The sequence below is a fragment of the Moorena sp. SIO3B2 genome (assembly GCF_010692525.1).
Classification (GTDB): Bacteria; Cyanobacteriota; Cyanobacteriia; order Cyanobacteriales; family Coleofasciculaceae; genus Moorena; species Moorena producens.
The window spans coordinates 34,492-60,391 of the sequence record NZ_JAAHHE010000022.1 but is presented as its reverse complement, the minus strand read 5'-3'; the positions used below and the strand labels follow the sequence as shown (position 1 = coordinate 60,391).

The window sequence follows — 25,900 nt, the reverse complement described above, 5'->3', positions numbered from 1 at the left end:
CGGTTTCTCGCCTAATGAGGTATAGCAGTCGAAGCAAAGCTTAGGACATATTTCTTTTCCCTGCTCCCTACTCCCTGCTCCATACTCCCTGCTCCCTGCTCCCTAAAACCTTAGGTGCGCTTTCCGTTGGCGAATTAAATTCGCCACGGGTCGCACCTCAAAAATTTGTACCTCATTTAATTTAAAACCGCTATAATTACTGATGAAACTTCTGATTGTTATTCCTGCTTTAGGGGCTGTTTATGGGGGTACATCTAAATGCGTAGTGGAACTAGCTCAAGCATTGGGTAACTTAGGCATTACTGTTGACCTAGTAGCCACTAATGCTAATGGTTCTGAGGTTATAGAAGCCCCTGTAAAAACCTGGTTGGCTAAAACTAATTATCGCCTACAGTTTTTTCCTTACAAAGGGATTGGAGACTACAAATTTAGTTTTTCTCTGAGTAAGTGGCTATTCCAACACATCGGCGATTATGACTTAGTACAAACTAATGCGATTTTTTCAGTTCCTAACCTGGCTGCTTACTGGGCTTGTCAATGGTATAATATCCCTTATGTTATTATACCACACGGGATGCTTGACCCTTGGGCACTTTCCTATAAAGCCTTAAAAAAGCGCATCTACTACACTCTATTAGAAAAGCCTGCTCTCCAAAACGCTAGCGCACTGCAAATGCTAGCCTCTACGGAAGCGGAACAAATTAAACCCCTCAACCTCAAAACTCCTATTACTATTGCCCCTAACGGCATCCACCGTCAAGACTTTGAAAAACTCCCTAATCCTGAACCTTTTTATCAACAGTTTCCAGCTACTCGTAACAAAACTCTGATTATTTTCTTAGGACGTATCGACCCCAAAAAAGGATTAGACTTGCTAGCAACAGCCTTTGGTAAAATACACTCTAAATTTTCCGACACTCACCTAATTATTGCTGGTCCTGATAATATTGGTTTCTTACCTACGGCCAAAGACTACTTTGCCAATGCAGGTTGTCTGGATGCTGTTACCTTTACAGGGATGCTAACAGGCTCTCTCAAATATGCTGCCCTTGCTGCTGCTAGTATTTATGTTGCCCCTTCCTATTCTGAAGGGTTTAGTATGTCTGTGCTGGAAGGTATGGCTTCAGGTTTACCTTGTGTTATTACCACAGGCTGTAATTTTCCAGAAGCTGCTGCTGCAAACGTTGCCCATGTAGTTGATATTGATGCTGAGGCTATTGCCAATGCTTTAACCCAGTGTTTGCAATTTCCCCAACAAGCCAAAGAAATGGGAACTCGCGCTCGTCAACTCATCTTTGAACAATACACCTGGGACTCCATAGCCAAAAAATTGATTCAAGTTTATACAGCTATCATCCATAATCAACCTATATAGCGTTTCTCGCAGTTATGAGGTACGCTTCTCAACCTCAAAGTCCCCCTTATTAAGGGGGATTTAGGGGGATCAATTTGTACCTTATGGGATATATAATTGCTATATCTAATTTCAAATAACTACAATAATTAGTGATTGATCCAATGAAATTAAAAACAAAAAAATAAGAATATTTTTATAAAAATAGTAACCATTTACATCATCATGCTTATTTAATAAAATCTCTGATGGAGATGATAAATGAAACCGTCCCCCCCCACATAATCAACAAAAAACTCGTATTTTAGACATTGGTTGTGGTAACGGAAGTCTCACTAATTTTATTGCACAACAAGGCTATGAAGTAGTTGGTGTAGAAGAATCAGAATCAGGAATTAAATTAGCTAGCGATAATTTCACTGATTGCCAATTTATTCAAGGAAGTATCTACAATCTCCCTTATGCAGAATTATCAGATAAGTTTGATATTGTTATTTCCTTGGAAGTAATTGAACATTTATTTTATCCCAAAGAATTGGTGCGAGCAGCAAAAAAAGTCCTCAAACCACACGGACGTTTAATTATTACCACGCCTTATCATGGCTATCTCAAAAATCTCATGCTCGCCGTCACAGGAAAAATGGATAAACACTTCACCGCTCTATGGGATTGCGGACATATAAAATTCTTTTCTGTAAAAACCTTAACCACTTTACTCGAATCAGAAAACTATACAGATATCAATTTTAAATTTGCAGGTAGATATCCCTATCTCTGGAAATCAATGTTGTGTTCTAGCAGATTAAGTCAGCTAGAATCAACTTAATTAAGTTACAGCATTTTTCATAGCTATCAGGTACACAGTATTTTTTACCTCTTATCTCTTACCTGCTCCCTGCTCCCTGCTCCCTAAAACCCAATAATTTGTACCTCAACCAACTGAGAACTGCTGTATATAAAATGCTAGAAAAAACTACCCCACTCATTCTCACCTACAACGAAGCGCCCAATATCCAACGTACCCTTCAACAGCTTACCTGGGCAAAGACAATTGTTGTAATTGATAGTTACAGCACAGATGAAACATTAGAAATTCTTAAATTATATCCTCAAGTTCAAGTATTTCAGCGAAAATTTGACACCCACGCAACACAATGGAATTACGGTTTAGAACAAGTAACCTCTGAATGGGTACTGTCATTAGATGCTGATTACAGTGTCACCAATGAGTTAATAGCTGAAATCAAAGCTTTACAAACGGATACAGAAATAAATGGCTATTTTGCCAAATTCAAATATTGTGTTTTTGGCAAACCCCTTAGAGGAACGATACTTCCCCCTCGTCAAGTTTTATTTCGCAAAGACAAATCAACATATATTGATGATGGTCACACCCAGCTTTTGCAAGTTAATGGCAAATCAGCAATACTCTCTGCCTATATCCATCACGATGACCGCAAACCCTTAACTCGTTGGTTGTGGGCCCAAGACCGATACATGATAATTGAAGTCAAAAAACTAACCCAGACCCCAGATAATGAAATTAGTATAGGTGACATAATTCGCAAACAAAAAATTATTGCTCCCTTTATTATCCTATTTTACTGTCTGATTCTTAAGGGCGGAATTTTCGATGGTTGGCATGGTTGGTATTATGCATTTCAACGGATGCTGGCGGAAACTCTGTTATCGATTAGGCTGATTGAATTTGAAAAATTACAGAAGCAGTAAATATAAACTTTAAGAATTGTCAAATAGGGAATCGGGAATCGGGAATCGGGAATCGGGAATCGGGAGTCGGGAGTCGGGAATCGGGAATCGGGAATCGGGAATCGGGAGTGTGGGAAGTGTGGGGAGATGGGGGGAACCCTCAAGACGGGACTGGATCCCTAAGACTGTGCTGCTCCCTACTCCCTACTCCCTACTCCCTACAACTAACCCTACGGGAAAATCCTTGTATTGACCCATGAAACGAAACTTATCGTCACGCGGACGTTTCACCAATAAACCTGGTTTTGGCTACCCTCGCAAAACCCTACGGAAAATGCGGGTGGTATTTACCGTTACCATCCTATTGATTGCTCTTAGTTTTATTCCCATTCGCTTAGGGCTCGCCCATCTCCAATCCCCCACTCCTGAGGTGATTCTGACCCTCGGTGGAGATATTACACGGGAAAAATTTACAGCTGAGTTTGCTCAGCAACATCCTAACCTTGATATTTGGGTCTCTTCTGGACAGCCCACCCCACAAGCCCAAAAGGTCTTTCGGGAAGCAGGTATTCCTGATCAGCAAGTACATATTGATCGGCGTGCTATCGATACGGTCACCAACTTTACCTCCCTAGTTCAAGATTTCCAAACCCATGACATCCACCATGTCTATCTAATCACCTCAGACTTTCACATGCGTCGGTCGATTGCGATCGCCTTCTTTGTTTTCGGCAGTCACGGTATTGCCTTCACCCCTGTGGCCATTCCTTCCCAGCGGCCTGAGGAATCCTGGCTGCGAGTGGCACGGGATGTAGGGCGCTCAGTGGTTTGGATTATCACTGGTCATACTGGAGCGAGTCTTCATTATTATTTGAGAGCATGATACTTGGGGGGAATAGGGAATCGGGAATCGGGAATCGGGAGTCGGGAATCGGGAATCGGGAATCGGGAATCGGGAATCGGGAATCGGGAGTCGGGAATCGGGAATCGGGAATCGGGAGTCGGGAGTCGGGTGCAGGTTGGCCGGTTGACGCTTAAAACCTTCAACATTCAACCTACCCTACGGGAACGCCAAAGGCGAACAAGCTACCCTTCACCGAACCCCAAAGGCGAACAACCTTCAACCTTCAACCTTCAACCACCCAACCTTCAACCACCCAACCTTCAACCACCCAACCTTCAACCACCCAACCTTCAACCACCCAACCTTCAACCACCCAACCTTCAACCTTCAACCAAATCAATAGATGACTACTGACTTAAGTAAACTACCAGCTTTAGATTTAGCCCCCTTAGTTGATTTACGCAAATACGACTCATCTCGATTTGACCGAGGGCGTCCCAGCTGGTTAATCTTAATCTGGTGGTTGGTGCAAGCGATCGCTTTTCCCTTAAGTCTTCATAACTTCAACGGCTTCCGCCGATGGCTGCTCCAATTATTTGGAGCCAAGATTGGTACTAATGTCGTCATTCGACCCACTGCTCGTTTTACTTACCCGTGGAAAGTAGAAATTGGTGACTACAGTTGGATTGGCGATGATGTGGTTTTCTACAGCGTCGATCGGATTCGCATTGGTAGTCACTGCATTATTTCGCAAAAATGTTACCTCTGTACCGGTAGTCACGATATCAAAGACCCAGCCTTTGGTTTAATCACATCTGAGATAAATGTTGGTAACGGAGCCTGGATTGCCACCGATTGCTTCGTTGCTCCCGGTGTCCAAATTGGAGCGAATGCCGTCATTGGTGCTCGCAGCAGTGTGTTTAGTAATATCCCAGAGCAGCAAGTATGCTGGGGAACACCAGCACGTGCTCGGTATCGACGGGAGGTAGGGAATGTAGAATGTAGAATTTAGAATTTAGAATTGGGAGTCGGGAGTCGGGAGTCGGGAGTCGGGAGTCGGGAGTCGGGAGTCGGGAGTCGGGAAGGCTAATCTGACTCCTCATCTCCCCATGGCATAATGACTATAGAAAATAATGATGTGATTAACATGAGCCAGGTTGTGTTTTTGGTTGAGGAAGATCCGGACGAGGGCTATACCGCCAGGGCTTTGGGAGAATCTATCTTTACTCAAGCAGACACCTTGGATCAGCTGACAGCGATGGTTCGAGATGCTGTTCAGTGTCATTTTGAAGAAGCGAACCGTCCTAACGTTATTCTGCTCCGAACGCGCCCCGCGTGGCCTACGGCCTCAGCTCCCTATTCCCTGCTCCCTTTGCCAAAGTGTTTATTTAGCATAAGAAGTACGGAAGAGCCAAAGATACTGAAAAACCCTAAATTCTTAATTCTTAATTCTTAATTCTTAATTCTTAATTCTACATTCTACATTCTACATTCTACATTCTACATTCTAAATTCTGAGTTCCCTATTCCCCACAACTCAACCCACCGCAAAATCACTATACTGACGCATAAACGGAGTGTGAAAGGCTAATACAATATCATACTTAGGAATTCCCAAATCAGTAAGCTCATTCGCTACACCATATTCCGTCCCATCATATTGAATCCAAATCTTGTCATTGATAATATCAATGTGAATCAAGCAACCATAGACACGACGATGCTCTTCCCAACCCACACTGAATATTTGATAGTGGTCGTTTTCTAGATCAAAGGAAGTATAGCGGTCTATATCACCAAACGAAGGTTTTATTTTACTGTAATCGGTTAATATTTTCTTAATCGCTTCACGATACTGGTTTAATTTATCCATTGCACAATTACCTCCTGGTTAGGATCGAATACTAACAGGTTAACTTGATACTCTTTAATACTAAGTTGAGGGAGTTCTTCACCAAAAAAATCGTCGTAAATCGATAAAGGAACAGCCAAATAAAGTACTCGTTGTGGTTGTTTGAGGCGTAGTACAATCCGGTAATTCAAAAACTGCCCTAACGCTAAATGAAATTGAAAGACACTAGAAGATGAAATAAAGCTTTTAATTTCAACGGCAATTTGCTGATTCTCCTTCTGTGCAGCAATTAGCCTTTCGGCACCTAAGTCGATATGCAATTGGCGATCGCGTAAATCTAACGTTAACGGGTCGTGAGTAATTACCCAATTATCTTGGACAAGCGCTTTTTTGACAACATCATGAAATATATCCTGAGCAGGCATTGCTACATTTGCTTTTTATAATGATTCAAAAATCAATAGATCTACTATAGCGGTTTTCAATTTGGTGAGGTACAGATTTAATGGTTTTAGGGAACAGGGAACAGGGAACAGGGAATAGGGAATAGGGAAGAGAGAAGAGGGAAGGAAGAGAGAATAGGAAACAGGGCAAAAATTCTGTGTACCTCATTAGGCGAAAAACCGCTATATTCCATAAAATATTATAACGGTTAGTCAAAATCATCTGAAATTTTGACTAGCCCCTTAGCGCTGCCAAACTTAGGGGTTGCTTGTACTGCAATCATTGGCACAATTCTAAAAGATTTCCCATCACTACCGAGGATGACAACCTCTTCCCCTGCTGCTGCTTCAAGTAGTTCCGCCAGTTTAGTCTCTGCTTCCTTCAAGTGAATTTGGTGCATGATGATGGTTCCAGAGGCAACGCTTTGAGTATAGCAATTAGAAGGGAGCAGGGAATAGGGAATCGGGAGCAGGGAATAGGGAATCGGGAATAGGCATGCTAGCAATAGGCAACAGTGTCGGAACTGTGCGGCCAGTGCAATGGTTTTCTGAAGTGTGCGCTCAGTGCAAAGGTTTTCTGAAGTGTGCGTTCAGTGCAACGGTTTTCTGATCACTATTGATAGGAAAAGGAACTTCCAAGCAAGGGGAGTGTCCCAAGTGTCGGAAGTGTGCGGCCAGTGCAACGGTTTTTTCAAGTGTGCGCTCAGTGCAACGGTTTTTTGATCAAAATTGATCTAAAAAGGGACTTCGGGGGGGAGTGTCGGAACTATGTGCTCAGTGCAACGGTTTTCTCAACTGTCGAAAGTGTGGGGAGATCGGGAGTCAGCTCAGCGTTCCCTCTTGCCTCTTGCCTCTTGCCTCTTGCCTTTTGCCTCTTGCCTGTTCCCTACTCCCTACTCCCTACTCCCTACTCCCAGCTAGAATAAAGTGGACTATAGTTTAAGGTAATAAATCATGGATGCTCCTACTGCAACTAGGGAAGAGCTGTTTGTTAAATGGCAAGCGCTACCACCTGTATTCCAGCAGCAGGTATTAGACTTCATTGATTTTCTGTTGGGCAAGTATGGACAGCAGCAGTCTGAAACTACTCCTCAAAAGCAGTTACGTCCATTTGGACTCTGTCTCGGCCAGTTTAAAGTCCCTGATGATTTTGATGCCCCGTTGCCAGATGAGATTCTAGACGGGTTTGAGCAATAGTGAAAATTCTGTTAGATACGCATATTTTCCTATGGTTCATCAGTGGCGACACTCGGCTATCAACAGATGTTCGAGACATCATCCGCGACCCAGATAACGAAGTCTACTTGAGTGTTGTTTCAGTTTGGGAGGCAATAGTCAAGTATCAACTGGGTAAGCTACCATTGCCAGAGCCACCAGAGAAGTTTTTGCCAAAGCAGCGTGAACTTCACCAAATTGCTAGTCTCGATCTTGATGAAGGTAGTGTTACTCAGTTATCAAAATTGCCCCTGCTCCATCGCGATCCCTTTGATAGGATGCTGATCAGCCAGGCTTTGGAGAAAGGTTTGACAGTGGCAACTGTGGATCGAGAAATCCGCGCCTACCAAAAAAACTTGCAGTTGAAAGTCCTCGACGTTAAGTAGAGGGATGATAATAAATGACCGGATTGATCCGGTTGTCTTTTTGATTGCTAACTTTTCTAAAGTATCTGATCAACCCTAGCATTTTCAGTTGAGATGTGAAACAATGAAAATGCTAGAGAGGTATCTGTGTAATTAAAGCATACACAAAGCGAGCAGTATATTGGATATTTGTGTCAATTTTTCCTTGGCGAATGATTAATCAGGAGGGAACAGGGAATCGGGAATTTAGAATTTAGAATTTAGAATTTAGAATTTAGAATTTAGAATTTAGAATCGGGAATCGGGAATCGGGAATCGGGAATCGGGAATACAGAATAGGCAAGAAGCAAGAGGCAAAAGGGAAAACTGATCTGACTCCCCTACTCCCTACTCCCTACTCCCTACTCCCTACTCCCTACTCCCTACTCCCTATGCCCTAGTAACGACGCCGGGAGACACTAGCTTCACCCAACTTACGCCAGGTATGCCAGCCAACTACTCCATCCACTTTCAAACGGTTGTTGCGTTGGAATTGAGTCACACCTAGGTAGGTATATCGGTCAAAATTGGCGTTAAATTTAACAATGGTGTAGCCCAAGCTGATTAGGATCTGCTGCAAAAATCGTACGGCGTCACCATTGTTACCAGGAGTCAGCACTGGCATAGTCACAGTAGTAATTGTGTCAAGGGTTAGGGATGGTGGGTTATAGGGAGGATAGGGAGGATAGGAATGTTGGGCGTCAACGTTGATCACTTCTTTTGGGCTTTCCATGGATGGGGCGGTTGCCATCCCTAGGTCTTGATTGTCCATAGTTTCTGGTGAATTGGTCATGGATTGGTCATCCGCCATCATGGTTTGGGCGGGATTTGGGATTGGTATTTCTGAGTTTTTCATGATTTGTGCTGAAGTTGTGAATAGGTTTTGGTTAACAAGCGACTATTCAAGGTTTTCAATTGGGTAGGAATTAGGGAGTAGGGAGCAGGGAGTAGGGAGTAGGGAGGTAAGCATTCAGCTATCAGCCCTCAGCCGTCAGCTAATCAACGGTCGGTAGTAACCCATCACCGAGTCAAACTTTAATGAGATGCACGCGATTGACCTTTGGTCACGCTACGCGAACGCGTTTTTGATAGCGATCCTGTGGTTATAGGGTTTTTCAGATCGTAAGTATTCAGCTAAAGGCCTTTGGCCACGCTACCGAAACAGTTTATGCCCATAGCGCACGCTACACCGAACAACTTGTGAATAAAATAAGCTGACGGCTGACGGCTGACGGCTGAATGCTTACCTCATACCTATGAAGTACACAGGATTTTTTCCCTGTTCCCTCTTGCCTTTTGCCTAAACTCCAAAATCTACCTCAACCAATTGAGAACTGCGATAGATCTAGTCCAGACCGATTGAGCAACCGAAAAAAGATGGAACAATTATTGGTTTGTTTTTCCGTTATACTCAATTAAGCTGTCTGATCTTCAATTTATAACCGCTATTGTATGCTTCAGGAATTGCAGGTGGTATTTCGGCAAAAGCTTCCTTTGTTTTTCTGTTGAATAACCCGTGATCATAACAATTTTCAATCCTAAGCGAAAAATACCTCTCTAGACAGTGGATACTACAGGAAATTGAGAATTGAGAATTGAGAATTGAGAATTGAGAATTGGGAATCGGGAATCGGGAATCGGGAATCGGGAATCGGGAATCGGTTGTGGTGGGAAAATGCGATCGCAGATGGCTGTGGTGGGAAAATGCGATCGCAGATGGCTGTGGTGGGAAAATGCGATCGCAGATGGCTGTGGTGGGAAAATGCGATCGCAGATGGCTGTGGTAGGAAAATGCGATCGCAGATGGCTGTGGTGGGAAAATGCGATCGCAGATGGCTGTGGTGGGAAAATGCGATCACAGATGGCTGTGGTAGGAAAATGCGATCGCAGATGGCTGTGGTAGGAAAATGCGATCGACATCGACGAAGAAGAATCTTAGAGGTGGCCGGGAGTAGGGGTTGGAAAAGTTGTTCGCCTTTGGCGTTCGGTGAAGGGTAGGTTGAAAGTTGTCAAGTTGTTCGCGTAGCGTGGCCGAAAGGCCAAGGTTGTTCGCCCTTGGCGTCCCTTGTAGGCTAGGTTAGTTGGTTGTTCGCCCTTGCCGTCCCTTGTAGGGTAGGTTGGCAGGTTGAATGTTGAATGTTGCCTCTTGCCGATTCCCACCTCCCGATTCCCACCTCCCGATTCCCACCTCCCGATTCCCTAAAACCCAAGATGCTAAGCTCAAACTATCAGGCTCAACAGAGGATCATGTACCAAACTGACCCACCCCGTCCTCCCAGGGAAACCATGCCCACTATGTATGACCTACCTAGTGAAGACCCAGACGAAGAGGAATTAGATCCAACTGTTCATCCCCGTCCAGTGTGGGAAACCATGCCCACTATGTATGACCTACCTAGTGAAGACCCGGAGGAGCCTGGTTTGCCTGACGAATTTCATGACTTCCAACCCCAGCTATTGCGGGAAACCTGCCAACCTCCCAACTATCCCAGGGAGGAAATGTTTATTGGTACAGACCTCAATTTATATTACGATAGTCATCATTTGTTGTGGCACAAACGACCAGATTGGTTTCTGGTACTGGGTGTGACTCCCGCTCAACAACAAAAAGACCTTCGCTGGAGTTATGTGGTTTGGCAGGAAGGAAGAGCGCCATTTTTGGTAGTGGAACTCCTATCACCAGGTACGGAAGCTGAAGATTTAGGACAAACCCTAAGGTCTGCCAACAAGCCACCCACCAAATGGCAAGCATATGAACAATATATGCGGATTCCTTACTATGTGGTCTTTGACCGTTATCAAAACCAGTTGCGGGTGTTTCAATTAATGCCCGCCCAGTATCAGGAAGTAGAGCTTTCTGAACCCAAATTTTGGATTCGAGAACTGGAATTAGGGTTAGGAGTCTGGCTTGGGAAATATCAAGAAACAGAAGGGTTGTGGCTGCGTTGGTATGATGAAGCTGGTAATTGGATTGAGACTTTAAAAGAACACGCTCAACAGGAATCCCAACGGGCAGAACAGGAATCCCAACGGGCAGAACAGGAATCCCAACGGGCAGAACAGGAATCCCAACGGGCAGAACAGGAACGCCAACGGGCAGAACGATTGGCAGAAAAATTGCGTACCCTTGGCATCAATCCCGATGATTTGTAAGGGGGGTCTAAGCTGTTGTGCATTTAAATTGCAAAACAGCAAGGCAGAAGGCAGAAGGCAGAAGGCAGAAGGGAAAAGAGTTTCAGGGTTTTTTTCCTGATTTCATAAAGCGATGCAGCAAGGGAACAGGGGGTTTCCCCCACTCGCTATTGCATCAAGACAAGGGAGTTTAAATGGGTAACAGCTTATGGCAACATCAACATCACAACCGATGCTAATTCCCATTCTGGAAAACGGCGATCGCTTAACTCGGGTGGAATTTGAACGACGATACCAGGCAATGCCTGATACCAAGAAAGCAGAATTGATTGAAGGAGTCGTTTACGTGGCATCTCCCGTCAGGATCACTAAACATGCCAATCCCCATGGAAAAATCATTACCTGGCTAGGGGTCTATGAAGCCGCTACCCCTGGTGTCATGTTGGGAGACAATCCTACGGTGCGGTTAGATTTTGATAATGAGCCCCAACCGGATGCAATTCTGCGCATTGATCAACAAAAGGGTGGACAGTCCCGCATTACTGACGATGACTATATAGAAGGAGCACCGGAGTTGATTGTCGGGATTGCAGCCAGTAGTGCTTCCTACGACCTCCATGACAAGCTACGGGCTTACCGGCGCAATGGAGTAAAGGAGTATCTAGTTTGGCTGGTGCAAGAGCAACAGTTTCGCTGGTATGAATTGGATGCAGGGGAGTATCTCCAGCAGCAGCCAGATCAGTTGGGGGTGCTGAGCAGTAACGTGTTTCCAGGATTGCAGTTGGCAGTAGAGCCGTTACTAGCTGGGGAAATGCAACGGGTATTGGCAGTGCTTCAGGAGGGGATAGACTCAAAGGCACATAAAGACTTTGTGGCTCGATTGGCTCAGTAGCTGATACTGGGGAGATGGCTATTGCGATTGACCTTCGGTCACGCTTCGCGAACGCAAACAGCAACAAACCCACTGCTGGGACCCTAGGTGACTTACCCAAGTGCTACCCTCAAACTATCAGGTTCAACAGAAGATCATGTACCAAACTGACCCACCGCTTTCTCCCAGCGAAACTATGCCGACTATGTATGACTTACCTAGTGAAGACCCAGAGGAGCCTGGTTTGCCTGACGAATTTCACGACTTCCAACCCCAGCTATTGCGGGAAACCTGCCAACCTCCTAACTATCCCAGGGAGGAGATGTTCATTGGTACAGACCTAAATTTATATTACGATAGCCATCATTTATTGTGGCACAAACGACCGGATTGGTTCCTGGTATTGGGTATCACTCCTGCTCAACAACAACAAGACCTGCGCTGGAGTTATGTGGTTTGGCAGGAAGGAAGAGCGCCATTTTTGGTAGTGGAACTCTTATCACCAGGTACCGAAGCGGAAGATTTAGGACAAACCCTAAGGTCTGCCAACAAGCCACCCACTAAATGGCAAGCCTATGAACAATATATGCGCATTCCTTACTATGTTGTCTTTGACCGTGTCTTGATGCAGTCGCTCATGGGGGAAACCCCAAGACCGCGCTGCATCGCTTATGAAAACCAGTTGCGGGTGTTTCAATTAATTGTCACCCAGTATCAGGAAGTAGAGCTTTCTGAGCCCAAATTTTGGATTCCAGAACTGGAATTAGGGTTAGGAGTATGGCAAGGTAAATATCAAGACACAGAAGGGTTGTGGCTGCGTTGGTATGATGGAGCTGGTAATTGGATTGAGACTTCAGCAGAACGGGCAGAACGGCAAAAGCAACGGGCAGAACAGGAATCCCAACGGGCAGAAAGATTGGCAGAAAAATTGCGTACCCTTGGCATCAATCCCGATGATTTGTAAGGGGGGTGATCCAACTTCCCGACTCCCGACTCCCGATTCCCGACTCCCGATTACCGATTCCCTACTCCCATCAACCCATGACATGGAAGAATTAACCTTATTACGTCAACTAATTGAAGAAAAAAAGTATCATAAAGCCTTAGAAATTGTTGATGAACTAGAAGAAATGTCAAGGGAGGATAAACTAAATAAAATTTATAGCTATGCAGTCATATTACTATTACATTTAATCAAGCAAGAAGTAGAAAAACGCACGACCCGCTCTTGGGAATTTTCTATTTATAATGCCAGCAAAAATATTAAACGAGTTAACAAACGGCGAAAATCAGGAGGATATTATGCAAATCAAGACGAATTATTAGAAATTTTAACCGATGCCTTTGAGACAGCCCTAAAAAAAGCAGCATTAGAAGCCTTAGAAGGCAGATATACAGATAGTGAACTGAAAGAAAAGATTGACGAAGAGCAAATTAAAGAGAAAGCTTTAGGTTTAATTTGTTAACAAGAGGGAGTAGGGAGCAGGGAGTAGGGAGTAGGGAGTAGGGAGTAGGGTGTGGGCTAAGGGGGTGACAAGCATCATTAATTAGCCTTTGGTTTTATGATCTTCCCTCTCCCCACACTTACCACACTTACCACATTTACAACACTCTTAACCCTCTTGCCTCTTGCCTCTTGCCTCTTGCCTCTTGCCTACTCCCTACTCCCGATTCCCGATTCCCTCTTCCCTACTCCCTATTCCCTCTCACCACTACCATCAAAAACTCTGCCAAGGTCCCCCCATCGACCCCCAACTCACTCCGCTCCTGAGCCGCTAAAATGCCAGCTTGGGCATGCCACCAGGCTGCCGTTGCCACTATTGCCTCCAAAGGATGCTCAGACAGAACTGGCTGAGCCATCAAACCTCCCACTAGTCCAGTGAGCACATCGCCACTCCCCCCTCGGGCTAGAGCTGGTGTACTTTCAGGAATCAGCCACACCGAGCCCCTGGGATTTGCGATCGCACTCCTGGCTCCTTTTAACAACACCACAGAGCGACTCAATTGGGATGCCTTCTGCACAGCCTTGACTCGATCCGGTAACAGTTCTGCAGAATCGGGAAATAAACGTCGGAACTCTCCAACATGAGGGGTTAACACTGTCTGGCCTCGACGCTTCAACAAAGTGGGAATAGTGATCAGTTCCGCCAGGATATTTAAACCATCCGCATCCAAAACAATTGGGCATTGGGCAGCTAAAACCCCTTGCACTATATCCTTAGCATCCTTTGTTAAACCAGGACCACATGCGATCGCATTATAAGTATGATAGCTACCAGAATCACTACCAGAGGGTTGGTTTAACTTCTCTAACACTAACTCAGGCAAAAATCCGTTGGCGTAGCGTGACCTTAGGTCAATCGCACCCGCCGTCGTTTCTGGGCAACCAATTACCACAGCTTCTGGCAAGTGACTGACCACTAGCAGTTTGATAGACTCCGGCACTGCCATTGAAAGCATCCCCACCCCACTAGCACGAGCCCCTAATCCCGCCAAAATTGCTGCCCCTGAATACTGTTTAGAGCCACAAATCAGCAACAGATGGCCCTCTTGGTACTTATGCGTTACCTTAGGGCGAGGTAAAGGCAAAAACTGTTTCGCAACAGTTTCGGTAACTCGGAGCAAATCTGGTGGCTCACCTAAAATGGACCAAATATCCTTGAGGGGAATACCAAAATCAATTAACTGAGCTTCACCAATATAATCCAACCCTTGGTCTTGCAGAAACCCCAACTTCCACAACCCTAAGCATAATGTCCGGGTAGCCCGAACCGCGATGCCCAACACTTCCCCAGTATCAGTGTGTAATCCCGAAGGCAAATCAATACTCACCACCGGTTGTGACCATTGATTCAACAGCTCAACCGCCTCAGCGATACTACCAGAAAGCGATCGCGTCAGTCCAAATCCGAACAAACCATCAATAATCAGGTCACACTCATACAGCGCTTCAATCTCGTCATAAAAAGGAATCCCCAAGCTAACCGCATACCGAGCATGGTAGTCAGTCAATTCCTTCAGTTTCGACAAAGGACGGTAAATGTGGATCTCATACCCCTGTAAATAAAGTTCACGAGCAACAACTAACCCATCGCCCCCATTATGACCAGGACCAACTAACACACCCACTCGCCTATTCTCAGCACAGGGATAAAGACCTTGAATAGAGCGAGTAATCAATCCTGCCACCTTTTCCATCAAAGCTGCTACAGGCATCCCCGCCTCAAAGATGCGCCCTTCAATCTCACGCATCTGCTCAGCAGTTACCACCACTTGTTCAATTAGTTCTCGCCGATTCTGAGACTGCATCAATTCTTAATTCTGCCTTCTTAATTCTTAATTCTTAATTCTTAATTCTGCATTCTACATTCTGCCCCTACCGACCAAAATACACCCGTGCATCCCAACCAGCAGAGCGCAAACGATTACTCCAACGTTCTGCCTCCCCCCGCTTTTTAAACGGACCAACAGCAACATGTTTACCTCTTGGAGCATCTCGTTGGCTGACTAAATCCTGGGCAATCCCAATTTTAACCAATTCCGTTACCATCTCTGGTAACCTCTGAGCATTTCCAGGAATAGCAACAAAATAGCTCCTACCCCTGGATTCTCCTGAATCCCCTGGATTAGAACCAGAACTCACAGAACGACGGTTCGCCAAATCTAATCCTGTTTCTGGATACACCAAACGGGAGCCATAAGTGATCGAGCCAGCGGATGCAAAATTTGGTATGTTGCTCAGATTTGTAGCACCACCATCAAATGCTTGTTGTTCAATGGTTGTGATTCGGGCTGAAATTCCCAAAGCTTCCAAAGCCCGGAGACGGGACTGAGCATTGTAGCGATCCATAAATGTCCCCGCTTGAATCACCCCCTCTCCCTCGCGCACAAACGCTTGTGGTTCAATGTCTTGTACTTGGGATAACAACCAATAACTATCACCCACCACATCAACCCGATAGAGATTAGCGATGGGTCTTGATGGATTAGTTATTGATGGATTAGTTATTGATCTATTAGTGTCGTTGACGTTTAACTCAGGTGGTAATGGTGTATTTTGTGTATTGCTTGACCGGTTGGGTGAGGCGGTCGGCAAAATTAAAGGGGGAGTGTTAACCGATGGTAGAGAAGATGGCGTCATAGTTGGTAAAGGCTCCCCAAAAAATCTCGGTTCTGGTGAAGTTTGGGCAGTAGCTGGCCTCAGATCCGCCATGAATGTTTGCCCAGTCAGTAGCAACAGTAGCCAACCACTTACCTTAACCAGTGTTTTAGGATTTTTGAATTGGTCAGACAGTCTGATCATAATCGGTATTGCACTCTAGTAGAATTAGTAGGTTATATCAATTTAAATTTACCCGTCAACCCTAAACAAATGACTAAAATCCTGTCAAAATGGGTAATCTTACCGCTGATAATTCTCTGCATTATAGCCTGTGGCAGCAGTAACCTAGATGGAGTAACCACCGTCACTCTCGGTGGTTGGCAAAGCAGCCCTACTGAAAAACAATTACTAGAGCAAGTACTAAAAGAATTTGAAGCTAAACATCCCAAGGTAAAGGTTAAGCTTGAAGTCATCACTGGTCAATACATGGATGTGATCAAAACCCGATTAATTGGTGATGCAGCTCCAGATATCTTTTATTTAGATGCCTATGAAGCCCCATTACTAATGATTCATGATGTTTTGGAGCCTTTGGATGACTACATTAAGCGCACTGATAATTTTGATGTAGCTGACTTTGAACCCTCTCTGTTTAAAGCATTCCAATATAATGGAATAATCTACGGATTGCCTAAAGATTTTTCCACCCTTGCCCTTTTTTACAATAAGCAATTATTCAAACAAGCTAATTTAACTCAACCACCCCAAACTTGGGAAGAATTACGGGATTATTCCCAAAAACTCACCGTTGATAAGAATCGCGATGGCAGAAATGAACGCTATGGTTTGGGAATTAATCAGGAGCTGGCTCGTCTCTATTTTTTCATTAAAGCTTTTGGAGCTAACTTAGTTGACAAAAACGGCTACGCTACCTTTGCCACTCCTGAAAGTTTTAAAAGTCTTAAAACTGTCATTGACCTATACCGAAACTACCAGTCTGCTGCCTTACCTTCAGACGTTGGGGCTAGTTCTGGTAGCGAAATGTTTGGTCAGGGTAAAACCGCAATGGTCATCGAAGGTAGCTGGGCGATTCCTTATCTCAAAGACACATTTCCTAAAATTAAATTCGCCACCGCTGAAGTTCCCTCCTTAGGTAGTAAAAAAGGAACAATGGCTTATACCGTTGCTTATGTGATGAACAAGCAAGCTCAACATAAAGAAGCAGCTTGGCAACTAATTTCCTATCTAACCGGCAAAGAAGGAATGAAAGCTTGGGGAAAAGCCGGACTAGTACTACCTTCTCGGCTATCTGTGTTATCGGAACTAGGCTATCAAAAAAATCCCCTCTATGCTCCTTTTATTAAAGGAGCCGCCTATGCAACCATTTGGCAGGCTGGGGAAACCTTGCCAACCATTCAAACCCATTTCGATAATCAATTTCTGAGTGCCTTACTGGGTGAGCAATCCTTAGAAAGTGCTATGAAGAAAGCCCAAGAATCAGCTAATGAAGAGATTCGAGCAGGTGATTACTAACTAAGTTTTAGGGAGTCGGGAGTCGGGAATCGGGAATTGGGAGTCGGGAGTATGGGGGGAGGGAATAGGCAAGAGGCAAGAGGCAAGAGGCAAGAGGCAATACTTAGATGTTGCACCAGTACAAAAAAACTTAATAACGGAAGTGATAACAATCAATTTCAGTGCTGAAAGAATGAAATCTTATTGCTGTTCCCTGTTCTATGTTCCCTGTTCTATGTTCCCTGTTCCCTATTCCCTGTTCCCTATGCCCTAACTTAAAATAAATCCTCAGTTCCCCATGCTGGTCCTTTCTGTGCAGCTCTGATCACAAATGCCGCTAACTTCTCGATTTTTTCCTGTGATAGCCAACTCTCTGGAACTTTGCGGCACGAGAAGCTTTCCTCGGTACCATCATAGGTCATCGGTTGCCTCATAAAAGTAACTAAACGATTGAGATTATCCCGAGGTGGTTTTGCCCCAGCTAGCCTCTCCAGAGATAGAGATACAGTGGGATTAATAATATTAGATCCTCCCACATGACACCTCTGGCAATTTTCGGAAAATAAATTTATACCAAAGGACAAGTCTTCGCCATCAAACAGCTTAGTCTCTCCCTTGCCATCTAAAGAAATCGGTACAGGTTCTGCTACGTCTAGGTAGCGCCTGACGTAGTCGTTAACCGGAGCCTGGGCTGGTGAACTAACCGTGCATGTCTCTAGGCAGAACACCAGAACCACTAGCAGCAAATAACGGATTGATAGGAATAGACCTCTTGCCAAAGTAGTGTTTTGATACTGTTTCCGTGAATTGTTGTCCACTATTCCCTGTTCCCTGTTCCCTATTCCCAACTTCTCAAAGAAGTCTAATAATCTACGGAGCATTGAGTATTATTGAGTATTTAAGGTGATATGTACTGATTGAGCAACAGGGCAGCGGCTTCTTCTATTAGCGATTAGGGTCTAGTTAAGGAACCTTAGGGTTATTGATTTTGGTTAACCCCTAACCCCTAACCCCTAACCCCTAACTGCCAAAAGAAGAAGCCTCTGCCCTTGCTGCTTAAATAAGCATAAAGCCTTTCGCTTCGTGCTTCTTAACCTCTCTACAAACAAACGTAATTAGTTACAGACCTTACCACAACCCCACGTTTTGCTTTTAGTGTTGACCTCATAGAGAATATAACCAGCAATATCAACGAGTTCATCTGTGGTGACATTCCTCATATACCGAAAAATATCAGCACTATCAGTGCTTGGATGAAATATAGAAATATCAATTTCCCCGTCGTAGGTGGTAGGATGCTTCAGGTAGTCTACTAAAGCCTCCAGGTTATTACGGGGTGGCGTTGCGTACTTTAAGTCTTCAGCACCAAGAGTAACGTTAGGGTCCGTTTTACTGTAACCTCCTTTGTGACATTGAGAACATTTAGCGTTAAACAAGCGTAAGCCCTCAGTGACCTCTTCGTTACTCAGAACCACCATGTCACCTGCTTCATTTAAAGGTACGGTGCGGTCCTTTTCAAGCAGATCGAGGGCTGCTGAACTGCCCACTGCAATATGAAAGGCAAAGAATAGGGTTGCCGTGATCAGCAATATAAATCGCTTCATTGTTGATTCTCCTCTAAAAATGTGGCTCATATGGGATTAGTTTTTCAAAACAGCATTAACTGATTCCCTGCACATTCTCTCGCTGAGGGGGATCCGAGTCAACCAATCACGGCTATCGAACTCAGGTATTACTGATTACCCTTTGTTTCAGACAAAATTTTTAGTATAATAGCCTTGGCATCTTCTAGAGGCAGATGGGTGTCTTGATTTTTGTAAGCAATGCCCAACTGCTGGCATAGATCGAATACCTCTTCTACTCGAAGGTCATACTCGGCGGCAATTTCCACAATTGAAAGGTCTGCAAAGCCCATAATAATTAAGCGCAATAGTAACTAAGGAACAGTTTGGGAAGTGTGGGAATTGTGGGGGCAAGAGGCAAGAGGCAAGAGGCAAGAGGCAAAAGGCAAGAGGCAAGAGGCAAGAGGCAAGAGGCAAAAGGCAAGAGGGAATATTTATGAAACCATGTAACTCCCCATCTCCCCATCTCCCCATCTCCCCATCTCCCCACACCTCCCACCCTTCCCACACTCCCGACTCCCGATTCCCTACTCCCGACTCCCTACTCCCGACTCCCTACTCCCTACTCCCTACTCCCTACTCCCAGCTCCGAAGTCCCTACTACTTCTGGCAAGGAAACCGCTACCGGTATAGTAGCCTGGGGTTGATGGAGGCGAATCAGTTGGGCTAGGGTTTTTTTCAACTGGGTGCGAGGTACAATGGCATCAACGAAGCCGTGGTCTAGGAGATATTCAGAGGTCTGGAAATTATCGGGCAGCTTTTCCCTTAGGGTCTGCTCAATCACTCGTCGTCCAGCAAATCCAATTAATGCCTTCGGTTCCGCTATGATAATATCTCCTAACATCGCAAAACTGGCAGTTACCCCACCAGTGGTAGGATGAGTAAGAACTGGAATGTAGAGTAGTCTGGCTTGACGATGGCGTTCCAAGGCACCAGAGATTTTGGCCATTTGCATCAGGCTTAACATCCCTTCCTGCATTCTGGCTCCACCAGATGCACAAACAATTACAACCGGTAGCTGTCGCTTGGTTGCTTCTTCTATCAAACGAGTCAGTTTTTCCCCAACTACCGAACCCATACTACCGCCCATGAACCGGAAGTCCATCACTCCCAAAGCAATAGGCAAATTCTCTAGCTTACCGGTGCCAGTTTGTACCGCATCTGTGAGCTTGGTTTTTTCTTGGCTGTCTCGCAAACGATCACTATAGGCTTTGCGATCGCAAAACTTCAGGGGATCCGTCGGATGTAGGTGTTCATCCAGTGAGATCCAGGTCTGAGGGTCAATCAGCTGGCGGATCCGCTCGTCACTAGGGACTCGCATATGATGCTCACATTCAGTGCAAACCATTTGATTAGCTTGCAGGTCTCTGGCGTAGGATAGCACTCCGCAAGCTTCACACTTTTTCCATAGCCCATCAGCAATCTCCCGTTCTTGAGGTTGTTTAGGGCTTGGTTTAGGTTTTCTATTTGCAAACCAATCCAATAGAGACATAAAAATTTCTTATCCTGTTAACGTATTATCTAAATTTTTTTAGCTATAATTTTATCTTTATGATTGTCCTGCCTGCTCTTCCTCTGGGGAACTCAACAACAGTAAGGCTGTCCATTGATCTGGTGAGCGAACTTGTAAAGCCGCAGGACTACCTGCACCTAAATAAGACATGATCCCAATATCAAGAATCCGACTTGGGATATCATGAGCAGCTAGCACCTGCTGCATCAGCTCGGCTTCCCAGCGAAGATTGGTAGTTCTGATTGTTATCCAAGACACAGGCCAATACCAATAGCACCAATAGTATAGTTTTCAGAGCCGTTGAATTTGTTATTGCTATTTCATCTATAGTAGTTTTATTTATAGGTTATACTTAGTTATACTTATTGTGATTAGTAGACAATTAGCTAAAATTTTAGACTAGGTTAATTTTTATAGGTTTCCTATTATATACTAAGTCTGAGTTTATCGGTTTCAACCTCTAAATTTAGAGAGTGAGGGAACATTATTCAACAGGTGCGACCCGAACGCGCCCCGCGTCTGCTTTGCCGAAAGGTGCCACCCAAGGGCGATTTACTCGCCCTTGGAGGCGCGACAATCGCGCGAATTTAATTCTTAATGGGTCAAGGAAACCTAATATAACTTTTAGCTCAATGGGAAAAATAGTTCTAGGTAAGTGGACACTATTAATTTACCCCACAGTAGAGTCAATCCTGCTCCCAACCCTAGAAAAGGACCAAAGGGCATGGGCTGTTTGCGATTGATCCAACCGAGGGCAATGGCTGCGCCACCAGCAAAAGCACCTACACCACAAGCGATGAAACTAGCCAATAGCAAATACTTCCAGCCTAACCAAGCTCCCATCATCGCCGCTAGTTTAGCATCTCCTCCCCCCATAGCAGATTGACCAAAGGCAATCGAACCCCCAAAGGCAATCAGGTCAAACAACCAAATCCCTAGCACTGCACCTACCACCCCAGTCATTAATTGAGGAATTATTGCTATGGGTTGAGACCCCTGCAAAAAACCAGTAGTTCCTTGAAATACTAAACCAGCCACTAATCCAGACTGAGTTAGGGAATTCGGTAGGGTCATAGTATCGATATCAATCAGAGCCAGAGTCAACAGCCAGCTCAAAAACGCCCAATATCCTAGGGTTTGCCAACCCCAACCATACATCCAGAAAACTAGTAAAAACAGTAAACCTGTTATGGCCTCTACTAGGGGATAGCGGCTGGAAATCTTGGTACTACAGTGACGGCAACGTCCTTTTAACCACAGCCAGCCCATTACCGGAACATTTTCTCGCTTTCCCAGCTTATGCAGACAATTGGGACAGCGCGAAGGGGGCCAAAGGATGGATAAACCAGCAGGTAGTCGATAAACGACTACATTGAGGAAACTGCCAATAGATACACCACTAGCGAAAACTATTGCGCAAACTATCAACGTTGTCAAGGCAGCGGATACTCCAACCATATCCTGTATCACTACTTGCTAATTTCTATCGGTTACTACCATAAAACTAAGTCCAATGACCGATTTACTTAATATTTATTAATAAAAGTCCCCTTCTAGTTGACTCAAAGGCACAAAGCATTCAGTTGGTAGAAGGATAGGTTTATCACTAAAGATTAACTTTCCTCTGAGGGTATATCTGTCAATGGCTACACCAGATGGCTGTTCATCTTGGTATGGATGAACTTCGTAGTAAACCCGGTAGATGTGCTTAGCTGCTCTCAAAACCGTAGGATCTATCAGCTTCGGTAGCTCAAGCCGAGTTTGGTAGTTTTCTTGTCTTTGTTGTGATGTATACACCACACTTTTTACCCTATTATTTCAGTTTGACTGTAATCCAATCACGCCCTAACAGCAAGGGGGTATTTCCGCAAAAGGGCACTGATTAACCAGGGGAAACCAACAGATTTTCCTGAGTTATTATAAGTAACAGCAGGTTTACCCGATCAAATCAAGGGATAATATCAAGGGATAAGATCAAGATTGTTCTAGGCACTGAATTAGAGAATCTCCCATAGCACGACAACCTAAGAGATTCATGCCTTCTGAGATGATATCTCCTGTGCGATCGCCTTTATCTAAAACCTTTACAACTGCTTGTTCAATGGAATCTGCTGCTTGGGGCTGGTTCAAGCCGTAACGTAACATCATCGCAGCACTGAGTACCATCGCTAAGGGATTAGCTTTATCTTGACCGGCAATATCTGGAGCCGAGCCATGAACAGGTTCAAAGACTCCAGGGCTAGATTCACTTAAACTGGCAGAGGGTAACATGCCGATACTACCGGTAAGCATAGCAGCAGCATCCGATAAAATATCCCCGAACATATTACCGGTAACAATGGTATCAAATTGTTTGGGAGCTCTGACCAATTGCATAGCAGCATTATCCACGTATAGGTGAGACAGTTCCACATCGGGATATTCTGCTGCTAGGGTTGTAATGCGATCGCGCCACAACTGGGACACATCCAACACATTAGCTTTATCCACCGAACAAAGTTTACCACCACGTTTTTTAGCCGTTTCAAACCCTACTCTAGCAATGCGGTCAATTTCGGCTTCGGTGTAAGCCATAGTATTGACTCCCCGTTTTTCCCCAGTTTCCTGAGAAAAAATTCCTTTAGGTTGTCCAAAGTAGATCCCACCAGTCAGTTCTCTAACCACCATAATATCTACCCCTTCAACCACATTTCGTTTCAAGGTCGAGGCATCAATCAGTTGGGGGAATATTGTCGCTGGTCGGAGATTAGCAAACAATCCTAACCCTGCTCTTAATCCCAACAATCCCGTTTCTGGTCGTTGGTGGCGGGGGAGATTATCCCACTTGTAACCCCCAATGGCAGCGAGTAAAACCGCATCACTATTGCGACATAGTTCTAGTGTATCAGTAGGTAGGGGTTCATTAGTAGCATCAATAGCTACGCCACCGATTAGGGCCTCGGTAAATTTAAAATTAATATCGAATCGCTTGCCAACGAGGTTCAATACATCTACAGCTACTGCCATGATTTCTGGGCCAATCCCGTCACCAGGTAGCAGGGTAATGCGGTAGGAGTAAGTCATAGTTAGTTTGGTCGATGCTTAAGTATGAGGTGTCGTGGGTATAAGTTATAGCGTTCGATACTATAGCATCTGGCCGGTGTATCAGGGTAATTTTTTGATCAGCACAGTTGGCAAGGGATAGGTTAAGGGATGTAACGGATATAACTGATAGATCAGACTTCGCAACAAGGTAACAGTCCGGAACGAATCCCTAAACTAGCGATAACTAATAAAAATCAATAATTCAAATAATTCTAGCCAAGCTGAACCGCCCTAGGTCAACCCATAGATCAAAACCCATAGATCAAGAATAAAGCGCTAGGCTGGAAAAAAAACACATCTGAAATTCCCTTTGCGGTGCGACCCCGCGCTTTTTCACAGGGCTAGGGAACGCGCACCAATAGGAGGCTTTGGTCTTTTCCTTTATTGGCTCAGAAAAAACTTAGTCTTAAGCAAATTAAACAGCTAAAACCAGACTCTGATGGTAAAAGAATTGGCTATTGATACCCGTGGACTAACCAAGCAATTCGACCGCCATGTGGCTGTGCATGAGGTGGATTTGCAAGTGGAAAGCGGTGAAGTTTACGGCTTAATTGGACCGAATGGTGCTGGGAAAACCACCCTGATCCGGATGTTAGCTGCAGCGGAAGAACCGACTACTGGTGAGATTTACATCAATGGTCAGCGTTTGCTAAGAGATCAAAGCAATCCTAGGCTAAAACAGCGTTTAGGCTATCTACCTGATGATTTTCCCCTTTATGAGGATTTGACGGTTTGGGACTACCTAGACTACTTCGCACGTCTATATAAATTACGAGGCTCAAAACGCCGACAACGGTTATACGATGTTCTGGAACTGATTGAATTAACCAACAAGCGTAATAGCTTGATTTCTACCTTATCCCGGGGGATGAAACAGCGCCTTAGCCTGGCTCGAACTATTATTCATGAACCGATTTTACTGCTGCTGGATGAGCCAGTGTCTGGTCTTGACCCCATTGCTAGAATGAAGTTTCGGGAAATTATTAAGGTTCTCCAAGAAGCGGGGATGACGATTCTGATTTCCTCCCATGTCCTGAGTGATTTAGCCCAACTGTGTAGCTCAGTAGGCATCATGGAATTAGGGTATCTGGTAGAAAGCGCACCCCTAGATGAGTTTTACCAGCGTCTTGGTCGCCAGCAAATTCTGTTGTCAAGCCTAGGTCAGCTGGATGTACTTAAAGGGGAATTGAAAAATAATCCCCTTGTAGAAGACTGGGAGATATTACCAGAACCTGGTCGGATGCGGATTTATTTTTCAGGAGGTCAAGAGGATTGTGCACAGCTATTGCGATCGCTGGTTAAGGCTGGGATTCCCTTGACAGAATTCCAGTGCTCTCAAGAAGACTTAGAAACAATTTTCCTTAAATTAGGTCATCAGCAAGCATCATAGCTCGATCATAGCTGCATCATAACTAGGCGATTAAAAGGAGACTAATAGCGATATGGCACTTAATAATTTAGTTAACCAACTTGGGGAATTAAATCCCCAGGTGTTTCGAGAACTCAAAGGGAGTTTCAAACAGCGCAATGTCCTGATTACAGTGGCAATATCCTTGGTTGGTCAGTTGCTGATGCTGATCGATTTGGGACTTGAGCTACCATCATATAGCTTGGGAGCTGAGATTAACTGGCCTCTGTGGTGGCAAGATGTATTTGTCTGGCTGAGTCTTATCGGTATCTTCAGCTTGTTGGTGGTTGGCACCTATATGCTAATCAGTGACCTCTCTAAAGAAGAAAGTCGTGGCACCTTGAACTTTCTGCGGCTGACACCTCAGTCAAGCCGGAGCATCCTAGGTGGCAAACTACTGGGGGTACCAGCATTGCTTTATCTAGCAGTTGGTTTCGCCTTACCATTGCATTTTTGCGCAGCTATTGCTGGTCAAATCCATTTGATTGAGCTTTTAGGATTTTACATCGTTCTCGGTAGCAGTTGCCTATTTTGCTATAGTATGGCGCTACTATTTGGCTTAGTTAGCAGATCTCTAGGAGGTTTCCAAGCTTGGTTAGGTTCTGGTGCTGTACTCATCTTTTTGTGGATCACGACCATGGTGATTGATAACGCTGGAGTCAGCCATTACCCAGCTGACTGGCTAACGTTGTTTAATCCCACCATTGTCTTACCGTACCTGATTGATTCTAATTCGTTTGATCCGAATAGTTTTTATCCTGTTGAGCGTAGTTTCCAAGATTTGCGCTGGTTTGGTATCCATATCGGTGCCAGTTTCTGGACTATGGCTGGTTT

At 44.7% G+C, this 25,900-nt stretch carries 34 protein-coding genes and 3 pseudogenes; 19 read left to right on the top strand and 18 right to left on the bottom strand.

The annotated features are described in order from the left end of the window. Positions 1-202: 202 nt before the first annotated feature. The 5 genes and pseudogenes from F6K38_RS07310 (at position 203) to F6K38_RS07290 (ending at position 3,947) form a co-directional block, all read left to right on the top strand. Positions 203-1,375 carry a glycosyltransferase gene (locus tag F6K38_RS07310; RefSeq protein ID WP_287295167.1) on the top strand — a complete coding sequence of 391 codons (1,173 nt, stop codon included), beginning with the start codon at positions 203-205 and terminating at the stop codon, positions 1,373-1,375. A 227-nt stretch (positions 1,376-1,602) separates the two neighbouring features. Beyond that, positions 1,603-2,180, top strand: a pseudogene (locus tag F6K38_RS07305) (class I SAM-dependent methyltransferase). Between the two features lie 134 nt (positions 2,181-2,314). After that, positions 2,315-3,085, top strand: a complete 771-nt coding sequence (locus F6K38_RS07300; protein WP_009149875.1) for a glycosyltransferase family 2 protein — start codon at positions 2,315-2,317, stop codon at positions 3,083-3,085. A gap of 16 nt (positions 3,086-3,101) precedes the next feature. Further along, positions 3,102-3,317, top strand: coding sequence for a hypothetical protein (locus F6K38_RS07295; RefSeq protein ID WP_287253781.1), 216 nt, complete (start codon positions 3,102-3,104; stop codon positions 3,315-3,317). Positions 3,318-3,320: 3 nt separating this feature from the next. After that, positions 3,321-3,947, top strand: coding sequence for a YdcF family protein (locus F6K38_RS07290; RefSeq protein ID WP_009149877.1), 627 nt, complete (start codon positions 3,321-3,323; stop codon positions 3,945-3,947). Here the strand turns inward: F6K38_RS07290 and F6K38_RS07285 are convergent. Further along, positions 3,932-4,114, bottom strand: a complete 183-nt coding sequence (locus F6K38_RS07285; protein WP_287356381.1) for a hypothetical protein — start codon at positions 4,112-4,114, stop codon at positions 3,932-3,934. The two genes, F6K38_RS07290 and F6K38_RS07285, sit on opposite strands and share 16 nt — an antisense overlap. On the opposite strand from F6K38_RS07285, the gene F6K38_RS07280 reads away from it, so the two are divergent. The 3 genes and pseudogenes from F6K38_RS07280 to F6K38_RS44095 form a co-directional block, all read left to right on the top strand. Continuing rightward, the gene (locus F6K38_RS07280; RefSeq protein WP_287356379.1) at positions 4,092-4,322 is read left to right on the top strand and encodes a hypothetical protein; all 231 of its coding nucleotides are present in this window, start codon (positions 4,092-4,094) and stop codon (positions 4,320-4,322) included. The genes F6K38_RS07285 and F6K38_RS07280 overlap by 23 nt on opposite strands. Then, positions 4,312-4,920, top strand: coding sequence for a hormogonium polysaccharide biosynthesis acetyltransferase HpsU (gene hpsU / locus F6K38_RS07275; RefSeq protein ID WP_009149883.1), 609 nt, complete (start codon positions 4,312-4,314; stop codon positions 4,918-4,920). The genes F6K38_RS07280 and hpsU overlap by 11 nt, the downstream gene beginning before the upstream one ends. A 135-nt stretch (positions 4,921-5,055) precedes the next feature. Beyond that, positions 5,056-5,229, top strand: a pseudogene (locus F6K38_RS44095) (type II toxin-antitoxin system HicB family antitoxin); the annotation flags it as partial. Positions 5,230-5,445: 216 nt separating this feature from the next. On the opposite strand, the gene F6K38_RS07265 reads toward F6K38_RS44095, so the two are convergent. From F6K38_RS07265 to F6K38_RS07250, 4 genes are read right to left on the bottom strand one after another with little or no spacing between them, the layout of a single operon-like run. After that, a complete protein-coding gene (locus F6K38_RS07265; RefSeq protein WP_009149888.1) occupies positions 5,446-5,781 on the bottom strand; it encodes a XisI protein in 336 nt (111 codons plus the stop codon). Continuing rightward, complete coding sequence (locus tag F6K38_RS07260; RefSeq protein WP_009149891.1) at positions 5,769-6,185, bottom strand: element excision factor XisH family protein; 417 nt, start codon at positions 6,183-6,185, stop codon at positions 5,769-5,771. Before F6K38_RS07260 ends, F6K38_RS07265 begins: the two co-directional genes overlap by 13 nt. Positions 6,186-6,210: 25 nt before the next feature. After that, positions 6,211-6,372: a hypothetical protein gene (locus F6K38_RS07255; RefSeq protein WP_154659902.1), complete on the bottom strand. Its 162-nt coding sequence runs from the start codon at positions 6,370-6,372 to the stop codon at positions 6,211-6,213. A 40-nt stretch (positions 6,373-6,412) separates the two neighbouring features. Beyond that, the gene (locus F6K38_RS07250) at positions 6,413-6,709 is read right to left on the bottom strand and encodes a type II toxin-antitoxin system Phd/YefM family antitoxin (RefSeq protein ID WP_009149893.1); all 297 of its coding nucleotides are present in this window, start codon (positions 6,707-6,709) and stop codon (positions 6,413-6,415) included. 271 nt (positions 6,710-6,980) lie between these two features. On the opposite strand from F6K38_RS07250, the gene F6K38_RS07245 reads away from it, so the two are divergent. The 3 genes from F6K38_RS07245 to F6K38_RS07235 are packed head-to-tail and all read left to right on the top strand — an operon-like array spanning position 6,981 to position 7,804. Further along, positions 6,981-7,124, top strand: a complete 144-nt coding sequence (locus F6K38_RS07245; RefSeq protein ID WP_287254418.1) for a hypothetical protein — start codon at positions 6,981-6,983, stop codon at positions 7,122-7,124. A gap of 33 nt (positions 7,125-7,157) precedes the next feature. Beyond that, complete coding sequence (gene vapB, locus F6K38_RS07240) at positions 7,158-7,400, top strand: type II toxin-antitoxin system VapB family antitoxin (RefSeq protein WP_009149896.1); 243 nt, start codon at positions 7,158-7,160, stop codon at positions 7,398-7,400. After that, entirely contained in the window at positions 7,400-7,804 is a 405-nt protein-coding gene (locus tag F6K38_RS07235) for a type II toxin-antitoxin system VapC family toxin (RefSeq protein WP_009149899.1), read from the top strand. The genes vapB and F6K38_RS07235 overlap by 1 nt, the downstream gene beginning before the upstream one ends. A 415-nt stretch (positions 7,805-8,219) precedes the next feature. On the opposite strand, the gene F6K38_RS07230 is transcribed toward F6K38_RS07235, so the two are convergent. The 3 genes from F6K38_RS07230 to F6K38_RS07220 form a co-directional block, all read right to left on the bottom strand. Next, positions 8,220-8,678: a peptidoglycan-binding domain-containing protein gene (locus F6K38_RS07230; RefSeq protein WP_009149902.1), complete on the bottom strand. Its 459-nt coding sequence runs from the start codon at positions 8,676-8,678 to the stop codon at positions 8,220-8,222. A gap of 701 nt (positions 8,679-9,379) precedes the next feature. Then, entirely contained in the window at positions 9,380-9,742 is a 363-nt protein-coding gene (locus F6K38_RS07225) for a hypothetical protein (RefSeq protein WP_287356377.1), read from the bottom strand. Between the two features lie 15 nt (positions 9,743-9,757). Then, positions 9,758-9,982 carry a hypothetical protein gene (locus tag F6K38_RS07220; RefSeq protein WP_154659904.1) on the bottom strand — a complete coding sequence of 75 codons (225 nt, stop codon included), beginning with the start codon at positions 9,980-9,982 and terminating at the stop codon, positions 9,758-9,760. A gap of 87 nt (positions 9,983-10,069) precedes the next feature. Here F6K38_RS07220 and F6K38_RS07215 point away from each other — a divergent pair, with 87 nt between their 5' ends. The 4 genes from F6K38_RS07215 (at position 10,070) to F6K38_RS07200 (ending at position 13,291) form a co-directional block, all read left to right on the top strand. Beyond that, the gene (locus F6K38_RS07215; protein ID WP_071108098.1) at positions 10,070-10,975 is read left to right on the top strand and encodes a Uma2 family endonuclease; all 906 of its coding nucleotides are present in this window, start codon (positions 10,070-10,072) and stop codon (positions 10,973-10,975) included. Between the two features lie 187 nt (positions 10,976-11,162). After that, positions 11,163-11,846 carry a Uma2 family endonuclease gene (locus F6K38_RS07210; RefSeq protein ID WP_229420279.1) on the top strand — a complete coding sequence of 228 codons (684 nt, stop codon included), beginning with the start codon at positions 11,163-11,165 and terminating at the stop codon, positions 11,844-11,846. Positions 11,847-11,982: 136 nt separating this feature from the next. Continuing rightward, positions 11,983-12,789: a Uma2 family endonuclease gene (locus tag F6K38_RS07205; protein ID WP_287265906.1), complete on the top strand. Its 807-nt coding sequence runs from the start codon at positions 11,983-11,985 to the stop codon at positions 12,787-12,789. An 82-nt stretch (positions 12,790-12,871) separates the two neighbouring features. Continuing rightward, positions 12,872-13,291, top strand: coding sequence for a DUF29 family protein (locus F6K38_RS07200; protein ID WP_287266021.1), 420 nt, complete (start codon positions 12,872-12,874; stop codon positions 13,289-13,291). Positions 13,292-13,514: 223 nt separating this feature from the next. Here F6K38_RS07200 and F6K38_RS07195 read toward each other — a convergent pair whose 3' ends face one another. Both F6K38_RS07195 and F6K38_RS07190 read right to left on the bottom strand, forming a co-directional pair. Continuing rightward, complete coding sequence (locus tag F6K38_RS07195) at positions 13,515-15,134, bottom strand: NAD(P)H-hydrate dehydratase (RefSeq protein ID WP_287356408.1); 1,620 nt, start codon at positions 15,132-15,134, stop codon at positions 13,515-13,517. Positions 15,135-15,201: 67 nt separating this feature from the next. Next, positions 15,202-16,128: a hypothetical protein gene (locus F6K38_RS07190; protein ID WP_287251251.1), complete on the bottom strand. Its 927-nt coding sequence runs from the start codon at positions 16,126-16,128 to the stop codon at positions 15,202-15,204. 69 nt (positions 16,129-16,197) lie between these two features. Between F6K38_RS07190 and F6K38_RS07185 the strand changes: the two genes are divergently transcribed. Next, on the top strand, positions 16,198-17,460 hold the full coding sequence (locus F6K38_RS07185) for an ABC transporter substrate-binding protein (protein ID WP_287251249.1): 1,263 nt from the start codon (positions 16,198-16,200) through the stop codon (positions 17,458-17,460). A gap of 254 nt (positions 17,461-17,714) precedes the next feature. Here F6K38_RS07185 and psbV2 read toward each other — a convergent pair whose 3' ends face one another. The 3 genes from psbV2 to F6K38_RS07170 form a co-directional block, all read right to left on the bottom strand. Then, positions 17,715-18,320 (bottom strand): photosystem II cytochrome PsbV2, encoded by a 606-nt coding sequence (gene psbV2, locus F6K38_RS07180; RefSeq protein WP_287296913.1) that lies wholly within the window; start codon positions 18,318-18,320, stop codon positions 17,715-17,717. Between the two features lie 234 nt (positions 18,321-18,554). Further along, positions 18,555-19,043 carry a photosystem II cytochrome c-550 gene (gene psbV, locus F6K38_RS07175; protein WP_287251246.1) on the bottom strand — a complete coding sequence of 163 codons (489 nt, stop codon included), beginning with the start codon at positions 19,041-19,043 and terminating at the stop codon, positions 18,555-18,557. Between the two features lie 128 nt (positions 19,044-19,171). Beyond that, positions 19,172-19,354 (bottom strand): hypothetical protein, encoded by a 183-nt coding sequence (locus F6K38_RS07170; protein ID WP_009149928.1) that lies wholly within the window; start codon positions 19,352-19,354, stop codon positions 19,172-19,174. A 143-nt stretch (positions 19,355-19,497) separates the two neighbouring features. Between F6K38_RS07170 and F6K38_RS07165 the strand changes: the two genes are divergently transcribed. Beyond that, positions 19,498-19,731 (top strand): hypothetical protein, encoded by a 234-nt coding sequence (locus F6K38_RS07165; RefSeq protein WP_154659905.1) that lies wholly within the window; start codon positions 19,498-19,500, stop codon positions 19,729-19,731. Here the strand turns inward: F6K38_RS07165 and accD are convergent. The 5 genes from accD to leuB all read right to left on the bottom strand — a co-directional run bounded on the left by accD (position 19,624) and on the right by leuB (position 23,637). Continuing rightward, positions 19,624-20,553, bottom strand: a complete 930-nt coding sequence (gene accD / locus F6K38_RS07160; protein ID WP_009149931.1) for an acetyl-CoA carboxylase, carboxyltransferase subunit beta — start codon at positions 20,551-20,553, stop codon at positions 19,624-19,626. The genes F6K38_RS07165 and accD overlap by 108 nt on opposite strands. Before the next feature lie 57 nt (positions 20,554-20,610). Continuing rightward, positions 20,611-20,832, bottom strand: a complete 222-nt coding sequence (locus F6K38_RS07155) for a hypothetical protein (RefSeq protein ID WP_009149933.1) — start codon at positions 20,830-20,832, stop codon at positions 20,611-20,613. A gap of 366 nt (positions 20,833-21,198) precedes the next feature. Continuing rightward, positions 21,199-22,032 carry a prepilin peptidase gene (locus F6K38_RS07150; protein ID WP_009149935.1) on the bottom strand — a complete coding sequence of 278 codons (834 nt, stop codon included), beginning with the start codon at positions 22,030-22,032 and terminating at the stop codon, positions 21,199-21,201. Between the two features lie 78 nt (positions 22,033-22,110). Then, positions 22,111-22,371, bottom strand: coding sequence for a hypothetical protein (locus tag F6K38_RS07145; RefSeq protein ID WP_009149937.1), 261 nt, complete (start codon positions 22,369-22,371; stop codon positions 22,111-22,113). 177 nt (positions 22,372-22,548) lie between these two features. Beyond that, a complete protein-coding gene (gene leuB / locus F6K38_RS07140; RefSeq protein ID WP_044494583.1) occupies positions 22,549-23,637 on the bottom strand; it encodes a 3-isopropylmalate dehydrogenase in 1,089 nt (362 codons plus the stop codon). Positions 23,638-24,097: 460 nt separating this feature from the next. On the opposite strand from leuB, the gene F6K38_RS07135 reads away from it, so the two are divergent. After that, entirely contained in the window at positions 24,098-25,048 is a 951-nt protein-coding gene (locus F6K38_RS07135; protein ID WP_287356375.1) for an ABC transporter ATP-binding protein, read from the top strand. A 52-nt stretch (positions 25,049-25,100) separates the two neighbouring features. Beyond that, positions 25,101-25,900: pseudogene (locus F6K38_RS07130) on the top strand (ABC transporter permease subunit); the annotation flags it as partial.

Bases quoted from the DNA above. Each gene is read 5' to 3' on its own strand.
- psbV2 (WP_287296913.1), bottom strand. From the start codon at position 18,320: ATGCTCCGTAGATTATTAGACTTCTTTGAGAAGTTGGGAATAGGGAAC.
- F6K38_RS07165 (WP_154659905.1), top strand. From the start codon at position 19,498: ATGAAACCATGTAACTCCCCATCTCCCCATCTCCCCATCTCCCCATCT.
- F6K38_RS07215 (WP_071108098.1), top strand. From the start codon at position 10,070: ATGTACCAAACTGACCCACCCCGTCCTCCCAGGGAAACCATGCCCACT.
- F6K38_RS07170 (WP_009149928.1), bottom strand. From the start codon at position 19,354: ATGGGCTTTGCAGACCTTTCAATTGTGGAAATTGCCGCCGAGTATGAC.
- F6K38_RS07285 (WP_287356381.1), bottom strand. From the start codon at position 4,114: ATGTTGAAGGTTTTAAGCGTCAACCGGCCAACCTGCACCCGACTCCCG.
- F6K38_RS07255 (WP_154659902.1), bottom strand. From the start codon at position 6,372: ATGAGGTACACAGAATTTTTGCCCTGTTTCCTATTCTCTCTTCCTTCC.
- accD (WP_009149931.1), bottom strand. From the start codon at position 20,553: ATGTCTCTATTGGATTGGTTTGCAAATAGAAAACCTAAACCAAGCCCT.
- F6K38_RS07225 (WP_287356377.1), bottom strand. From the start codon at position 9,742: ATGTCGATCGCATTTTCCTACCACAGCCATCTGCGATCGCATTTTCCT.
- F6K38_RS07290 (WP_009149877.1), top strand. From the start codon at position 3,321: ATGAAACGAAACTTATCGTCACGCGGACGTTTCACCAATAAACCTGGT.
- F6K38_RS07310 (WP_287295167.1), top strand. From the start codon at position 203: ATGAAACTTCTGATTGTTATTCCTGCTTTAGGGGCTGTTTATGGGGGT.
- vapB (WP_009149896.1), top strand. From the start codon at position 7,158: ATGGATGCTCCTACTGCAACTAGGGAAGAGCTGTTTGTTAAATGGCAA.
- hpsU (WP_009149883.1), top strand. From the start codon at position 4,312: ATGACTACTGACTTAAGTAAACTACCAGCTTTAGATTTAGCCCCCTTA.
- F6K38_RS07205 (WP_287265906.1), top strand. From the start codon at position 11,983: ATGTACCAAACTGACCCACCGCTTTCTCCCAGCGAAACTATGCCGACT.
- leuB (WP_044494583.1), bottom strand. From the start codon at position 23,637: ATGACTTACTCCTACCGCATTACCCTGCTACCTGGTGACGGGATTGGC.
- F6K38_RS07135 (WP_287356375.1), top strand. From the start codon at position 24,098: ATGGTAAAAGAATTGGCTATTGATACCCGTGGACTAACCAAGCAATTC.
- F6K38_RS07300 (WP_009149875.1), top strand. From the start codon at position 2,315: ATGCTAGAAAAAACTACCCCACTCATTCTCACCTACAACGAAGCGCCC.
- F6K38_RS07265 (WP_009149888.1), bottom strand. From the start codon at position 5,781: ATGGATAAATTAAACCAGTATCGTGAAGCGATTAAGAAAATATTAACC.
- F6K38_RS07230 (WP_009149902.1), bottom strand. From the start codon at position 8,678: ATGAAAAACTCAGAAATACCAATCCCAAATCCCGCCCAAACCATGATG.
- psbV (WP_287251246.1), bottom strand. From the start codon at position 19,043: ATGAAGCGATTTATATTGCTGATCACGGCAACCCTATTCTTTGCCTTT.
- F6K38_RS07190 (WP_287251251.1), bottom strand. From the start codon at position 16,128: ATGATCAGACTGTCTGACCAATTCAAAAATCCTAAAACACTGGTTAAG.
- F6K38_RS07195 (WP_287356408.1), bottom strand. From the start codon at position 15,134: ATGCAGTCTCAGAATCGGCGAGAACTAATTGAACAAGTGGTGGTAACT.
- F6K38_RS07150 (WP_009149935.1), bottom strand. From the start codon at position 22,032: ATGGTTGGAGTATCCGCTGCCTTGACAACGTTGATAGTTTGCGCAATA.
- F6K38_RS07185 (WP_287251249.1), top strand. From the start codon at position 16,198: ATGACTAAAATCCTGTCAAAATGGGTAATCTTACCGCTGATAATTCTC.
- F6K38_RS07200 (WP_287266021.1), top strand. From the start codon at position 12,872: ATGGAAGAATTAACCTTATTACGTCAACTAATTGAAGAAAAAAAGTAT.
- F6K38_RS07210 (WP_229420279.1), top strand. From the start codon at position 11,163: ATGGCAACATCAACATCACAACCGATGCTAATTCCCATTCTGGAAAAC.
- F6K38_RS07260 (WP_009149891.1), bottom strand. From the start codon at position 6,185: ATGCCTGCTCAGGATATATTTCATGATGTTGTCAAAAAAGCGCTTGTC.